General features: G+C 59.4%; 12 protein-coding genes and 1 pseudogene. 8 read left to right on the top strand and 5 right to left on the bottom strand.

Translation table 11 applies throughout. From position 1 onward, the window contains the following. Positions 1–200: 200 nt before the first annotated feature. From AC5SSZ_RS16230 to AC5SSZ_RS16210, 5 genes and pseudogenes are all read left to right on the top strand, one after another. On the top strand, positions 201–1,112 hold the full coding sequence (locus tag AC5SSZ_RS16230) for a DUF2493 domain-containing protein (protein ID WP_009827041.1): 912 nt from the start codon (positions 201–203) through the stop codon (positions 1,110–1,112). A gap of 192 nt (positions 1,113–1,304) precedes the next feature. Beyond that, positions 1,305–2,498 carry a plasmid partitioning protein RepA gene (gene repA, locus AC5SSZ_RS16225; RefSeq protein ID WP_009827042.1) on the top strand — a complete coding sequence of 398 codons (1,194 nt, stop codon included), beginning with the start codon at positions 1,305–1,307 and terminating at the stop codon, positions 2,496–2,498. Continuing rightward, the gene (repB, locus tag AC5SSZ_RS16220) at positions 2,482–3,411 is read left to right on the top strand and encodes a plasmid partitioning protein RepB (protein WP_037954833.1); all 930 of its coding nucleotides are present in this window, start codon (positions 2,482–2,484) and stop codon (positions 3,409–3,411) included. Before repA ends, repB begins: the two co-directional genes overlap by 17 nt. Before the next feature lie 213 nt (positions 3,412–3,624). After that, positions 3,625–4,836: a plasmid replication protein RepC gene (gene repC / locus AC5SSZ_RS16215; protein WP_037954835.1), complete on the top strand. Its 1,212-nt coding sequence runs from the start codon at positions 3,625–3,627 to the stop codon at positions 4,834–4,836. A 179-nt stretch (positions 4,837–5,015) separates the two neighbouring features. Next, a pseudogene (locus AC5SSZ_RS16210) lies at positions 5,016–6,374 on the top strand (ParB/RepB/Spo0J family partition protein); the annotation flags it as partial. 97 nt (positions 6,375–6,471) lie between these two features. Here AC5SSZ_RS16210 and AC5SSZ_RS16205 read toward each other — a convergent pair. Further along, positions 6,472–7,569 carry a tyrosine-type recombinase/integrase gene (locus tag AC5SSZ_RS16205; protein ID WP_084353840.1) on the bottom strand — a complete coding sequence of 366 codons (1,098 nt, stop codon included), beginning with the start codon at positions 7,567–7,569 and terminating at the stop codon, positions 6,472–6,474. A gap of 156 nt (positions 7,570–7,725) precedes the next feature. Between AC5SSZ_RS16205 and AC5SSZ_RS16200 the strand changes: the two genes are divergently transcribed. Both AC5SSZ_RS16200 and scpB read left to right on the top strand, forming a co-directional pair. Continuing rightward, positions 7,726–8,610 (top strand): DUF1403 family protein, encoded by an 885-nt coding sequence (locus tag AC5SSZ_RS16200; RefSeq protein WP_084353839.1) that lies wholly within the window; start codon positions 7,726–7,728, stop codon positions 8,608–8,610. 2 nt (positions 8,611–8,612) lie between these two features. Further along, the gene (scpB, locus tag AC5SSZ_RS16195; RefSeq protein WP_133840908.1) at positions 8,613–9,209 is read left to right on the top strand and encodes an SMC-Scp complex subunit ScpB; all 597 of its coding nucleotides are present in this window, start codon (positions 8,613–8,615) and stop codon (positions 9,207–9,209) included. Between the two features lie 95 nt (positions 9,210–9,304). On the opposite strand, the gene AC5SSZ_RS16190 is transcribed toward scpB, so the two are convergent. The 4 genes from AC5SSZ_RS16190 to AC5SSZ_RS16175 form a co-directional block, all read right to left on the bottom strand. Beyond that, positions 9,305–10,144 carry a hypothetical protein gene (locus AC5SSZ_RS16190; RefSeq protein ID WP_084353837.1) on the bottom strand — a complete coding sequence of 280 codons (840 nt, stop codon included), beginning with the start codon at positions 10,142–10,144 and terminating at the stop codon, positions 9,305–9,307. A gap of 13 nt (positions 10,145–10,157) precedes the next feature. Beyond that, positions 10,158–11,075 (bottom strand): nucleotidyl transferase AbiEii/AbiGii toxin family protein, encoded by a 918-nt coding sequence (locus AC5SSZ_RS16185; protein WP_084353836.1) that lies wholly within the window; start codon positions 11,073–11,075, stop codon positions 10,158–10,160. Next, the gene (locus AC5SSZ_RS16180; RefSeq protein ID WP_084353844.1) at positions 11,065–11,895 is read right to left on the bottom strand and encodes a type IV toxin-antitoxin system AbiEi family antitoxin domain-containing protein; all 831 of its coding nucleotides are present in this window, start codon (positions 11,893–11,895) and stop codon (positions 11,065–11,067) included. The genes AC5SSZ_RS16185 and AC5SSZ_RS16180 overlap by 11 nt, the downstream gene beginning before the upstream one ends. Positions 11,896–12,141: 246 nt before the next feature. Further along, entirely contained in the window at positions 12,142–12,723 is a 582-nt protein-coding gene (locus AC5SSZ_RS16175) for a plasmid pRiA4b ORF-3 family protein (RefSeq protein ID WP_235866649.1), read from the bottom strand. 416 nt (positions 12,724–13,139) lie between these two features. Between AC5SSZ_RS16175 and AC5SSZ_RS16170 the strand changes: the two genes are divergently transcribed. Then, the coding region (locus AC5SSZ_RS16170) for a TerB N-terminal domain-containing protein (protein ID WP_495438853.1) at positions 13,140–13,950 on the top strand (811 nt) is incomplete at its 3' end.

Raw genomic sequence — 13,950 nt, 5'->3', positions numbered from 1 at the left:
CCGGGCAGCAATGCGCCCGCTACCCGGAAAATTCCCCTGCCCCACCACATGACCGTGGCGGGCCATTCCTCGCGGGAACAATTTTCCGGTCCGGGTCACATTCTCCGCTGCGCTCCGATCCTGACGGATGCGGCCCGGTCGCCGCCGGTCCTGTTATCGCCCCATCCAAATCGGGTCAGATCAAACAGAGGAACCAGACAATGCCCCATCAGACAGACATCCAAGAGGAAACCGGCGTGACCTCCGCCATCCTCGACCACCTCGCACTTCACGTCGCAACGCCCGGGCCCGGCGAGACCGATCATCGCCCCCTGCCCCAGCCCGACGAGGTCGAACTCGCCATGGCGACGCTCTTTGACACCACCATCGGCCTCCTCACCGGAAGCCAGTTGGAAGACAATCTCGAAGAGATGCTCTGGTCCCTGACCTCGATCTTCCATCGCCGGCTCACCCATATCCAGAAGCTCCTCGATGACAACGAATTCGAGGTCCGGGAAAGTCTGGCCATCCAGGACGGCTCCGAGGTCGCCTCGGTCGAACTCGAGCGCCTCCAGATGATCGGGCTGAAGCTCTGGGACCATCGCGACGCTTTCGAGCAGATGCGCGATCTGGCCGTGGACCACTTCTCGGCCGCCACCGGTTCACCCTGGCTGCCCCGCACCGGATCCAAGGTCTCGCATCGCGGTCTCACCTCCGCCGTGGTGGACAGCCGGGCCTATCTCTCGGCCAAGCGGCGCAAGGAGACCGAGGTTCACTGCCCCGAAGGCACGCGGATCGCCTTCTCGGGCGGGGACTATCACGCCTACGACCTGATCTGGTCCGTCCTCGATGCCACCCATGCGAAATACCCAGACATGATTCTTTTACACGGCGGCACACCAAAAGGTGCCGAGATGATCGCTGCCCGCTGGGCAGATACCCGTGGTGTCACGCAGGTGGCGTTCAAACCCGACTGGAAGAGCCATGGCAAGGCTGCCCCCTTCAAGCGCAACGACAAGATGCTCGAGACCATGCCCCAGGGTCTGATCGCCACGCCCGGTTCGGGCATCACCGAGAATATCGTCGACAAGGCCCGCAAACTCGGCATCCGCATCAAGAGGATCGGGGCTTAGGCCCCGGTTCACGCACCGCGCAGGAGATCCCGCACGACCACAGCCTCGGAGTAATGGAACGCTACCCTTGTGGTGGACTTGGTGCACGACGCAATATCTAGAAAGTGCTTGCACGAATCTGGCTGGTCGGGCAATAGTCTCGAAAAATAACGCGCGGTCACATAAAAAACGCGCCCACGGATCGGGGCAGACATGAGCGAAGCAGAACAGGATCTTGATATCGCCATCGGGCACTACGCGGAACTTCTCGCGTCGAACCTGCATGCTCAGCGCGCTGCGCACTTCCCACCAGATGCAAAGAAGGTGATGCGCACTTTGACCAGCGGCGAAGCTGCTGAGCTCCTTGGCGTCGACCATACCTATCTTCGGAAGCTTCATCGAGAAGGAAAGATCGTTGACGTCGAGACGACGGCGGGAAGTCATCGCCGCTATACGCTCGACGATATCTGGGAAATCCGGCAGACGCTTGAAGGAAATGCAAAAAAGTCTGGAACTTACGTGCCTGGGCGTCGCGACGGTGACGAGCTTCAAGTCATATCAGTGGTGAACTTCAAGGGCGGCTCCGGCAAAACGACGACGTCTGCTCACCTCGCTCAGCGCTTGGCGCTAAAGGGGTACAGGGTTCTTGCGATCGATCTCGACCCCCAAGCATCTCTTTCGGCTCTTCATGGAATCCAGCCAGAACTCGACCTTATGGAGGGCGGAACCCTCTATGATGCCGTTCGCTACGACGATCCGGTTCCGATCGCCGAAGTGATCCGCAAGACTTACATCCGCGGCCTTGATCTTATCCCGGGCAACCTTGAACTCATGGAGTTCGAGCACGAGACGCCTGCTGCTATCCAGCGAGGCGGAGCGAAGGCGTTCTTCGCGAGAGTTCATGACGCACTCGATAGTGTTGAAGCAAACTACGACGTTGTTGTGATCGACTGCCCGCCGCAGCTTGGTTTCTTGACGATGTCAGCACTTTCTGCGTCCTCGGGTGTCCTCGTGACGGTTCACCCGCAGATGCTTGACCTCATGTCGATGTCTCAATTCCTGCGAATGACTGCGGATCTCCTGGGAGTGATCAGGGATGCAGGCGCAAATCTGCGCTTCGATTGGCTGCGCTTCTTGCCAACGCGATACAAAGTCGGCGACGCGCCACAAACCGAAGTCATCGCCTTCATTCGCGGGCTGTTTGGGAGGTCGGTCCTGACCAATCACATGGTTGAATCGACCGCAATATCTGATGCCGGCTTGACCAAGCAAACGCTCTACGAAGCTGACAAAAAGGACTTCACGCGTCAGACGTTTGATCGTGCGATCGAATCCATGAACGCAGTGAACGATGAGATCGCTGAAATCATCCAGAACACATGGGGTCGGAATGGCAAGAAAGCCTAAACTTGGCCTGCCGCTGCAGACCCTTCGCAACGCTCCTGACGCTCTTGAAGGGCGCCGACTGCGTGGCGGTGTATTTGAGATCGATCCGGCGCAGATCCTTACCGAAGGACGGTTGGATGACAGGCTTCAGATTGAAGTTGAGGGCCTGAAGAACTCTATTTCCAAGAACGGTCAGCGTGTGCCCGTCTTGGTGCGCCCACTGGAAGGCGATCGCTACAACCTGATCTATGGCCGCAGACGCTTGGAAGCATGTCGCGAACTCGGTATCAAAGTTCGAGCCATCGTCACAGAGGTTGAGGGTGATCAAGCGCTTCGAGATCAGCTTCTCGAGAACCAAGAGCGTCGTGATCTGAGCTTTATTGAGCGTGCGCTCGTTGCGACGGCACTTCTGGACGGTGATCATTTGGAAGGGGCTGAGCGCACCAATCGAGGTGTCGCCGAAGTCCTTAACCTCCACGAAGCCGGGGTTTCACAACTCTTGAGTGTCGTTCGGACGGTCGGCGAGGAACTCATCCAGGCAATTGGTGCGGCTCCCGGGATTGGTCGCCCGAGATGGGAAGAGCTCAAAAAGGCTTTGGGTGCCTACGACGGTGATCGAGACCAACTGCAAGCCGTAGCTCATGCAGCCAAGTCCGAAAGTTCCGGCTCGGTCGATGAGGTTTCTGAGCGTGCGTTTCTCGCAGTTCTGGCAGCCGCGAAGAGCGCAGAGAAGAAAGCAAGCCCGTCTAGAAAAGGCGTGCCTGCTTTGGCGATCCCCGGTGTCGGAGCTGCGACGGTCAAGACCAGCCGCCAAGGCAAGCAGCTTAAACTCGATCTGACTACGGATGAACCTGATTTTATCAGCTGGTTGGAGGGCAATGCCCCAAAGCTGATTACCGAGCTTCATGAGCGCTGGAAGCGTTCAGAAGACTGAGGAAGAGCAACCAACAAGAAGGAGGCACGATACAGGCAAAAAGAAAAAGGCCCCGAGAAGCTAGCTTCACGAGACCTTTGTAAGGTTTCGCACCGGGATCAGCCCGCTACAAAATCTCAGTTTTCGCACTTCTGAATGTAGCGTTCTGGCCCCTACCCCGCAAGCGCAAAGCGATTCGCGGGCCCTAGAATTTTTGTCTTCGTGAACATTTTCATGGAGTACACACCAATTTCGCCGTTTATGCGGCCGATTTCGCACGCTCATTTGCGCGTCATCGAGCGACCCGAGGCATCTGTTCCGGCCAGACCCGTTAACAAGTGGGAACTCCTGCGCGAGCTCTCCAAGGCGCAAGCGGCCTTTGGGGTCTCGGAACGTGATCTGACTGTTTTGCAGGGGCTCCTCAGCTTCTTTCCGGACGATGCGCTTGGCGGGAACGCCGAGATGGTCGTCTTCCCCTCGAACAAGGCGATCTGCGAGCGCCTGAATGGCATGCCGTGCTCAACGATGCGTCGTCACCTCGCGCGTCTCGTCGAGGCTGGCTTGCTCCAGCGGCGCGATAGCCCCAATGGGAAGCGCTACGTCCGCAAGCACGGCGAAGACCGCGTCGCCTTTGGCTTCGATCTTTCCCCGCTCTACTGCCAGTCCGAGGAGATAGCACGGGCCGCAGAGGCCGTACGTGAGGCTGAGGAGCGCGTCAGGCGCCTGAGAGAGGTCGTAAGCCTCATGCGACGCGATCTCGCGGCCCTCGCCGAGTTCGGAGACGAGATGCAGCCAGGCCTAGGCTTCTGGGATCAGCTTCGCGACAAGGCTGCCCTCACAGCCCGCGCGCTTCGCCGCAAGCTTTCAATTGAGGACCTCGCGGCCTATCGAGCCGATCTTGAAGCTCTCCTTGACCAGGCACGCAACATCATTGATGGCCCTGAAACAGAAGAAATGAACACCAATGATGCCCAATCTGAGCGTCACCATCATAATTCAAATAAAGAATCTATAGATTTTGAGCCGGCTTTAGAAAAAAGCGGGGCGGCGGCGGGTGTGCCAGATGTGGATACGAATGAGCCGGTGGCTGACGTTGATGAACAGGACACAAGACATCTGCCAAAGATCCCGCTTCACCTAGTGATAGCGGCATGTCCCTCGCTGAAGACCTTCTACCAAGGTGAGATCCGGCATTGGCATCAGCTTTTCGATGCGGCGGGCCATGTGCGGCCAGCCATGGGGATCAGTGCGTCTGCATGGGAAGAAGCACAGCGGTTCATGGGTCCGGAGCAAGCGTCGATCGTCGTTGCTGCGATGCTGGAACGCTTCGCCGACATAAGATCGCCTGGTGGATACTTGCGAGCTCTGACTGCCAAAGCTGCGGCCGGCGAGTTCTCCTGTGGGCCGATGGTCATGGCATTGATTGGGCGACGATCTGCAGCTTAACAGCTGTTAAGGTTGAGAGACTGCGTACTTTTCCGCCACCTCGGGACTGTCGACTTAACAGCTGTTAAAGTCCTGCCTCGCGAGCGTCAGAATATGAGAGGGAAAGGGTTGTTGGTTTGAGGGTGACGGGAAGTGAGATCGGAAGAGTGGCTTCCGGCGCCCGTCGTGGAGGAGATCTGATGGCGAAACCTGCCCAGAAAGTCACCCAGTCCCCGTTCCGGGACATTCCCTTCGACAAGCTCGTGCTGAGCCAGTCCAACGTCCGGCGCATCAAGGCCGGCATCTCGGTCGAGGAACTGGCCGAAGACATCGCCCGCCGCGGGTTGCTGCAAAGCCTGTGCGTCCGGCCCGTTCTGGCGGATGATGGGTCCGAGACAGGCAAGTTCAAAATACCCGCTGGCGGTAGGCGCTTCCAGGCCCTGTCACTCTTGGTGAAGCAGAAGCGCCTGGCCAAGACGACGCCCATTCCCTGCTTCGTGCGGGATGCGAAGTCCACGATCCTCGCCGAAGACGACTCGCTCGCCGAGAACATGAAGCGCGCTGTCCTGCATCCACTCGATCAGTTCCGCGCCTTCGTGGCGCTGCAGGAGAAGGGTCAGGGCGACGAAGAGATCGCAACCGCCTTCTTCGTCAGGCCGCAGGTGATCAAACAGCGCTTGAAACTCGCCGTCGTGGCCCCTGCCCTGCTCGAGCTTTATGCCGAGGATGAAATGACGCTGGAGCAGCTGATGGCCTTGACGGTTAACCCGGATCATGAGCGCCAGGTTCAGGTCTGGGAGGCGATCCGCTCGTCCTGGAACAAGGAGCCCTATCAGATCCGGCGGATGCTGACGGAAACCTCGGTGCGGGCATCCGATCGTCGTGCTGTCTTTGTCGGCATCGATGCCTATGAGTCTGCTGGCGGCACCATGTTGCACGACCTCTTCCAGGGCGATGACGGCGGCTGGCTGGAAGACCCCGCCCTGTTCGATCGTCTGGTCAGCGAGAAGCTTCAGGCTGAAGCCGAAGCCATTGCGACCGAAGGTTGGAAATGGATCGAGGTCTCGCTCGACCTGCCCTATGGCTACAGCCACGGTTTGCGGCGGCTGAGCGGAGACCCGGCACCGATGACGGATGACGAAGGCGCGGCCCATGCCAAGCTTCTTGCCGAATACCGGGCGCTCGAAGAGGAATACGAGGGCCAGGATGAATTCCCCGAGGAAGTCGACGCGCGACTTGGCGAGTTGGAAATTGCGATGGAGAAGCTCGAGACTCGGCCGTTGATCTTCGACGATGAAGAGATCGCGCGGGCAGGGGCTTTTGTGACGCTTTATCGCATGGCGAGCTTGTCGTTAATCGCGGCTTTGTCCGGCCCGAGGATGAGCCTCGGGAATACGCTGATGTCTTCAGCTGTGAACCGACAGCAGGGCGCTGAGCTTTCAACGGGGAGTTACGCGGATGGTATCGGCCACGGTACGGAAATCACTTCTGCTGGTCAAGCGCTTGGCGCGAACGCACGCGACGACGAGGACGATGGTGCGTTGAAGCCCTTGCCTGAGCCCGTTCCCGACACCGAGCAGGCTGAAGATGCAGATCTTCTTGACTTCATCAGCTCAGACCGGCCAAGGATTAATGACAGGATGACAGTTCGCAAGATTACAATCCAGCGGCTTTCGTCAGGTTCACGCGGAAGCGGTCGCGGCGGCGTTGGTAGCGGCGGGTCATCTGTGCCGAAGCGTGGCCAAGGTGCTTCTGCACATACCGCTCGTCCACCTCGGCCGAACTGGCGAGACCTGCGCGCAGAGAATGGCCAGAGAACAGTGCCAGGCGTTCCTTTTCGGGCAGTTCGGATCGGATGCCGGCGTCCAGGACCGTTCGCTTGATCAGCCGCGCGACATGCTTGTCGTTCAGCCTTGTCTCCAGGGCCTTCTTTCCACCCCGAGTGGTGCCGACAAAGACCGGCCCGAAGTCGATCCTGGCGAAGTGCAACCACTGCTCGAGCGCATGCACAGGGCAGCTGGAGTTAGACGATCCCAGACCGATCTCGACCTCGCGCCAGCCGGTCTTGGCGTTGAGCGTCAGCACGGCGCCGTCGTCGAGGATCTCGATCCAGCCGCCTGAATCGGGCGTGTCGTCCTTTCCGACATCCAGGCTGACGATCTCGGAGCGGCGGAGCCCGCCGGCGTACCCGAGGAGCAGGATGGCGCGGTCCCTGAGCCCGCGCAGGTCGTAGGGCAGGGTGGCGACCATCGCGAGGATGTCCTCGGCCAGGATCGCTTCCTTCTGCACCGGCGGACGGGCGTGTTTGCGTTTGATCCCGGCCAGCACTGTTGCGATGTGGCGGTTCTTACGATCGAGGACAAAGCCGCGTTGCGCATAGTTCCAGGCAAGGCCGGAGAGGCGACGTTCGATGGTACTGACCGATAGGGCAGGGGAGGGGCCCGCTCCGGACGCCAGGTCTGCGAGATAAAGCCCGATCATTTCAGGCGACGGGGGCAGAGGCTCCGCGCCCTTCATCCGACACCACCGCGCGAAATGCGCCCAATCCTTGGCATAGGCTTTCAGCGTATTGTCAGAAGCTGCGGCGCGCGCATAATCTCGGGCGGCGTCGACCAGGCGATCAAGGCTGCCGGATCCCGCGACGTGGGCGGGTAGGGAGATGTCGTCGCTTTTTTCTTGATCGCTGTCGCCGTTCTGAGCGATACAAAACGCACCAGAGTTTGATGATGTCGACTTCTCGTCCTCTGAGGGCATTTTCCAGTGAATCCGGTGGTGAAATTAAACTGCGTCCTAGCATATCTCTTGATGTCCGATAATGCAAACTTATTGGACATAGCGCGATCTTGCAGGCTGCGGCGGTTCTAACGCTATTTTCTGGTGAAAAGCGCCGCGATGACGTAGGCTCCAAGCATGACATATGCTCGGCTCGATCACACCAGCGACCTCGACACATTACCCCGGATGCCCGCCTGGGTCACCTCAGCGCGGGCTGAAAGCCTTGAAGATGTTGCGTTTTTGTCGGGCGCAGCGCTGAGCCACCTGCATGTTGTGCTGGAGCGCGAGGAGGTGCCCCAAGCCTTGTTGCGGGATCGGCTCGCGCTGCGCGCAGCGGAGGCCTGTGTCGCGTTTTCGGGGCGCCTGGAGAGAGCAGGGGATCTGCGCGACGCGGTGCATTTGTTGCGTTCTGGCGATCTGCCGGGACCGGCTGGCGAGACCTGCCTCGCCTGGCGGCGCGCGGTGGAGCGGCCGGTGTCGACCAAGGCTCTGGATCGAGCCTTGCCGGCCTTCGAGTCGGGCAAGATCGCGATGTGGCTCAATGCAGGGAAGGGGGCGCCGGTGACTCGGGCCGCGATGGTGCTGGAGGCGGTGCTGACGGAGGCGCCACGCGCTGACGTAGCTTCGCTGGTCCTCGCGGATGCGGCTCTCGCCCAAACATTCGGTTGGGATCATCTCGTGCCGTTGTTGGCCGCGGGTCTGAAACGTGCCGACCTGCGCAAGCAGGGCGACGATTTGCGTCTCGTCTGTCATCGGGCACTCATCTTATCGGCGGTCGAGGCTGTGCGTCTCTCCGCCGACCTCGCGCGTCGGGCGGCACACCTAAAGGCCGTTGCGCCAAAGCTTCGCGCCAAGGGAGCGGATGCCGCTGTCGAGATGTTCCTCACCCGCGATGCCGTGGCACCTTTGGCCTTGCCCTTGTCGGATCGCGCCGCGCGGCGGCTTTGCGACCGACTGGTCGATCTCGGCGCGGTGCGCGAGCTGACAGGGCGAGACACGTTTCGGCTCTACGGGGTGTAGCGATGGCGAAGGATCGTTCAGAGCCGGACCTGGACCGTGAGTTGGCCGACCTGCCGCCTGAGCTGCGCTGGCGGGAATGGATGCGCCGGATCGAGGCGGTGCTGTTTGCCTCGGCCTCGCCGGTGCCGCGCGAAGACCTGGCGCGCGTGGTGGGGCAGGGGGTCTCGGTGGATCTGTTGGTCGAGGATCTCGTCGCCGATCTGGAAGGGCGGGCCTTCGAGATCGCCCAGGTCTCTGGCGGCTGGATGTTTCGGACGCGGGCGGCCTACGCTCCCGCGATCCGGGTCGCCGCGGATGTCGAGGATCAGCTACTCGACCTGAGTGAATTCGACGTCGCGGTCTTGGCCGCCATCGCCTATCACCAGCCGATCACGCGCGACGGGCTCAAGGACATCTTCGGCAAGGAGATCAGCCGCGACCTGATCGGTCGGCTGCATGCGCGCGACTTGATCGGGACCGGGCCACGATCGCCGCGCCGCGGTGCGCCATACACATTTGTGACGACCGAGCAGTTCCTTGTTGCATTTGATCTGGAGACTCTCGCGGATCTGCCAGAGCGGGAGCAGTTGGAGGACGCAGGTCTGGATGGCGGGTCATAGGAATGGTTGCGGGCTGGCGATCCCCGTATTGGCCAAACGGTGAGGCATGTCGTGGACATTTCGTGACGCTCTCAGTTGTGACTTGTTGAGAGAACTCAGGCTTCGATCCTGAGCCCTCTGAACAGAGCTTCCCAAGGGTCCCCATCCTCGGTCATCGCGCCCGGTTCCAGGTTTGCTATGTTCTCGTCGATGACTGCGTTGTGGTAGTTCTTGAGCCAGCTGTATTTGCGCCGCACCGTCGCGTTGGGACTGTCGGCGAGACCGCTCTCCACCAACGTTTTGTGCCTACCCAGAAACTCGATCCAGCCGGCGTATTCGCCGTCGAGCTCGCTCAGACTGGCGCGAAGATAGTCGATGTAGTGGAGGCCTGACTCGTCCTGGCGCAGGAGGTTGTTCAGGTGACGCTCTTCATCCTCATAGGAATGTCCTTCCCGCCAAAGCGTTTGGTCCTGTCGGTGGCGTTCGATGACATCTTCATGGATCGCAATGCGCGGGAAGATGACCTCGCCTTCTTCCATGAAATAAGCCTGAACGAGGGCAGGCCCAAACACCGGACCACTGAAGTCGATGCCGAGATGCATAGGGCCGATGGTCATCGCGCCGCGCACCATTATGCCGTTCGCCACGCATTCGATCTGGATGTGCAGCAGATCGATGAGTTCCCAGACCAAAGGGCCAGCCTGGTACTGAGTTTCAATGGTTCTGGTTCTTACGATCGCGTCAGACACGATCTCTGCATGGACTTCGCTGATCATCCGCATCTCGTCGGAGCGGGTGGGCGGCGTGGCATCCCCTTCGGACACCCTGCGAAACATCGAAAGCAAGTGCCTGATCTCTGCACCGCTTCGCGTGTGCAGGAGGTTCCTGAAACCGAGGACATCAAAAAAGGTCACAAGGCATTCTTCGTAGTCGGGGTCGTTCTCGAAATCAGTCATCTCTGGTCCATCTTCAGCCGAGGAGCTTCTCCAACTCTTCCCCTTGGGCGGCATGCTTCTTGGGGTTTTCTGCTTTCAGCTTGTTCACGTTGATGAGCTTCCATCGGACCGCTGGAAGCTCGGCCGCTTGAGGGCGGTCGATCGCGTCGAAGTCTGGATCGCCGTCATGCAGGGTTCTCAGAAACCTCTTCGCGCCCTCATCCAAGCGGGATTGGATATCACCGATCAGGCGGTCGCGCGTTGAGACCAATTCCGTTAGGTCGACTGCTTCCTTCGTCATGCCCTCGAATTCCCGCGCGTAGGGCTGATCTAGATCGATCAGGTTTGGATTCAGCAGTTCGTGCGGCGGGCGTGGTGAACTCGCGAGGTAGATCAGAAACGTGCGGAACAACTCGTCGGTAAACCCTTCGTTCTCGTAGAGCAGTTTAACGTCGTAGAGGTCTCGCGGGTGCTGGCGATCTAGGGCCGCATGTAGCTTGCCGCCGAACAAATCCTCGAAGGAGACGATGTTCATCGTCGCATATCCGAACGCCTCCTCGACGGCTTCGGAGACTTCGCGTTGTTCCGGATCATGCACGACGCCCCGGGTAACGGGGGAGGTTTCGATTTTGATTTCGGCTGTGCCGAGGCGGGCGAGCGCACGCGTGGCGCCGCCGCCACCGCCGGCAATTCGCTGCGCTTTGGCGCCGGCGATGCCGCCTTCGATGGCGGCGGTAATCCGGTCCATCGCGTCGTTGATCTCGACGAGGCTGTCGGCGCGGTCCTTGACAGGCAGATAGGTCAGATCGATATCGACCGAGAGGCGCGGAAGGTCGCGATAGAAGAGGTTGATGGCCGTCCCGCCCTTGAGCGCAAATATCTCCTCCTTCGCCACATATGGAAGTACCCGTACGAGCAGGGCCACTTGGGCGGCATAGTCTTCACGCGCCATCACCACGTTCCTTTCTTACAAACTCTTCGGGCACCATGATCCTGTAGCGTGGATGTATCTTGCCGCCTTTGACCAATGCGCGATCCCCGCTGCCGAGGTCGAAGTCTTCCGGATCGAGACGCTTGCGCCAGGCATGGTCGTGGCGGTCGGCGAACACGAAGAACAGGCGTTTGACCTTGATCTTCTTGCAACTTCTGAGCAGTGCCGAGAGGGTTCTTGGGCGCAACGTCGTCAGGCTTTCGAACACCATGTCGAGGTTGTGAAAGCTCTCCTGATCCGGCAACTCGTCAAGCGCTTCGAGGATGGCGCGTTCCGGCGAGGACATCACCAGTTTCCAGTCCCATGGCAGGGACGATGCTGTCTCGTTGAGATTATTTCGCGCGTCATTGACACCCAACTCTGGATCGGAGAACAGCGATACGCTGCGTGTGCGGAGTTCGGTGTTGAGCGGCAGTTTTTCGAGCCAGTTGGGGATTTTTGAGCCGTAGAGCCAGACTGTGCTCTTGTCGCCGAGTGAGAGGTAGTGCGCATAGCCTTGCAGGCCCAATGCCGTCGCCCCCCCGATATGGACAGGGTAGTGCATGATGTGCTGGAGCGAGAGCAGGCTGGTCTTCCAGTCGAGCGTATTCGTGGTGGCGCTGCTTGGTGCGGGACGGCGGAACACTCCGCGTCCTAGGCGTTCTAGCCAGCCGCGTTGCACATAGCCGTAGGACGAACGCCGACCTATCCCGTGGTGCTCCAGCCAGGCGGAGTCCACGAGGAACCCCGTGGGGACAGCCTCAAGAAGACTCTTTAGTTTTTCGTGTTCTTGTCCACTCATGGGCGACATAATGATGTATTTTTAAAGATGCCGCCACTTGTTTCTGTGATAACCTGTGAGATAGTCCGTCAAGGATCGACAAATTCTGGAATTTTCAAAGAGACTGGTGGTTGTCAGCTCTGAAGCTCACCAGCAAAGCAGGGCGTGGATGCCCTCGGAGGGCTGAGAAGACATCCGGCCATTCGGATCGAACAGTCGAAGCTATGTGCCCCTGTCGAAGCCGCTGCGCCAAACCAGAGTCAGGTTTCACTTTCGATTGTGGCGTTCTTTTGCCCATACAAACATCGCACCGACGGCAGCATTGGCTTGCTGCACGCTGAACACTTCCGGTTCGAACGCGCCCGCCCATTGCTTTGTATCGCGATGTTCCGGGTGGTGTTTGTCGGTCAGCGCGTCGAGAAACTCTTCGTAAGAGTAGGGTCCTCCACAGTCCTCTGGCGGGCAGGCTCGCTCTCCGTCAACACAGGCGGGAAAGTCCAGATCTGGTCTTCCGGTTGGTTTGCTAAACTTCTCAACGGTGACGAGATGCCGCCAGCCATCGCCGAAATCATAAGTGTATGTGAACTGACTGCCTTTCTTGACCAGCTTTCCAAGAGTAAACCTCTTCTCGTCCTTCCGCCCATCGGTAGGGTCCCAGCTGTCGTCACTTTCGTCGCGGGCCTCGAACCTGTCTTCGCCAATCTCGAACTCATGCAAATGATAGTCTTGCCAAGGCATAGCGCCCTGGAGAACGGAATGCAGGATGTCCAAGCTGATGTCATTCGGCACGACGATACGGCGCCAGATGGGTGGTTTGATGCCAACCAGTTCGATTTTCAGCTCAATCAAAGTGTGTTCCGCCTGTCTCAATGGCCCTGCCGTTGAAGTAACTTTTGATTCTTAAGTTGAAGCATTCAAGGGGAACATTGGCCCCTCCCGCCCTTTGGCCAGGACCGCGCCCTACTCGGTCGGCTGCGCGCAGCCGCCCTCCCCGAGCTGAAACGCCGCCTCTCCCTGCGACGTGCCGCTGGCCCGGCCGTCTCCTCCGGAGCCAGCCCGACCAGCCGTCGCATGGTCGTGGCAACGCTTCATCTCGGCCGTTCCGGTTACGGTCACTGGGGCAGGGGTGTGCCCGCAACGGTGCGAACAGATGTATGTGGCCATCGGCCCAATCAAGCATAAAGCATGGGAAGTGCTTCAACCATGACGTTAGTCGTTGCAAAGATGGCTGTGCAAAATAGTGTGGTTCGGAGAGGGTTCCGATAATGTCTTCAATAATCAAGTTTTTCCGAATTACATTCTTTCTCGTCCTGTATTTTTTCTTATGTATGGTCGTGGTGACCACAATGCTTCAGGGTTGGCCGATTGGCGGCCAGATGTTGTTTGCATTTGGTGTTCCCGTCATTCTGGTCTGGTGGCAAGAAAAACGGAGATCGCGGAAAGTCGCTGCAAAGGCGCAAGCTGAGGGGAGTTCCGAAAATCTACCCCCCCGACCTGAGCCGGTGCCGCGCCCAAGTGCCTACGACAAGCGTATCGAGCGTGAGCGCGAACGAACTCGCGAAGCCATTGCGTCCAAAGCGCCGGCTGCCGTTCAAGCCTATTCCCCACCAAAGCAGGACTACGGTGAAATCGTTCGGGTTGGAAAGTCTGCGGCGCCGGCACTTGCAGCGGTCGCTGAACGAAACCAGCCCTCACGAGTGGCATCGAGCGCATCGACCCGATCAACGAAAAGCGGGTGGGTCCCGTCTAATGAAACAGCTAGCGTCGCCGGCCGCAACATCGGCGGGATGGTCTATGTCGGCACGCCTCCCTTGCTGAACACCAACGGGTATCGTGACAAGTGCCGAGCCTATATCGATCCGTCTCTGTCTGTCGCGCGCTCTGGAGCCGACAAAGCTGGTGAAGGTATGCCCTACTGGCCCGGATACGCGGATATCTCACCTCAGTGCCGGGCGACCTACCTCGACTGGTTGGCCAACGGGCGCAACGACGCTTCCTACAACCCCGGATACATGTTCCTGTACTTCTACGGGCTGGAGCGTCGCTTCTTCGTCGATCAGTCCAACGAAGATGCCA

The organism is Phaeobacter sp. CC-HEC084, assembly GCF_059429255.1.
The sequence above is the reverse complement of the archived record's forward strand: the minus strand, read 5'-3'. Positions and strand labels throughout refer to the sequence as shown.

Bases quoted from the DNA above. Each gene is read 5' to 3' on its own strand.
- AC5SSZ_RS16230 (WP_009827041.1), top strand. From the start codon at position 201: ATGCCCCATCAGACAGACATCCAAGAGGAAACCGGCGTGACCTCCGCC.
- repA (WP_009827042.1), top strand. From the start codon at position 1,305: ATGAGCGAAGCAGAACAGGATCTTGATATCGCCATCGGGCACTACGCG.
- repB (WP_037954833.1), top strand. From the start codon at position 2,482: ATGGCAAGAAAGCCTAAACTTGGCCTGCCGCTGCAGACCCTTCGCAAC.
- repC (WP_037954835.1), top strand. From the start codon at position 3,625: ATGGAGTACACACCAATTTCGCCGTTTATGCGGCCGATTTCGCACGCT.
- AC5SSZ_RS16205 (WP_084353840.1), bottom strand. From the start codon at position 7,569: ATGCCCTCAGAGGACGAGAAGTCGACATCATCAAACTCTGGTGCGTTT.
- AC5SSZ_RS16200 (WP_084353839.1), top strand. From the start codon at position 7,726: ATGACATATGCTCGGCTCGATCACACCAGCGACCTCGACACATTACCC.
- scpB (WP_133840908.1), top strand. From the start codon at position 8,613: ATGGCGAAGGATCGTTCAGAGCCGGACCTGGACCGTGAGTTGGCCGAC.
- AC5SSZ_RS16190 (WP_084353837.1), bottom strand. From the start codon at position 10,144: ATGACTGATTTCGAGAACGACCCCGACTACGAAGAATGCCTTGTGACC.
- AC5SSZ_RS16185 (WP_084353836.1), bottom strand. From the start codon at position 11,075: ATGGCGCGTGAAGACTATGCCGCCCAAGTGGCCCTGCTCGTACGGGTA.
- AC5SSZ_RS16180 (WP_084353844.1), bottom strand. From the start codon at position 11,895: ATGAGTGGACAAGAACACGAAAAACTAAAGAGTCTTCTTGAGGCTGTC.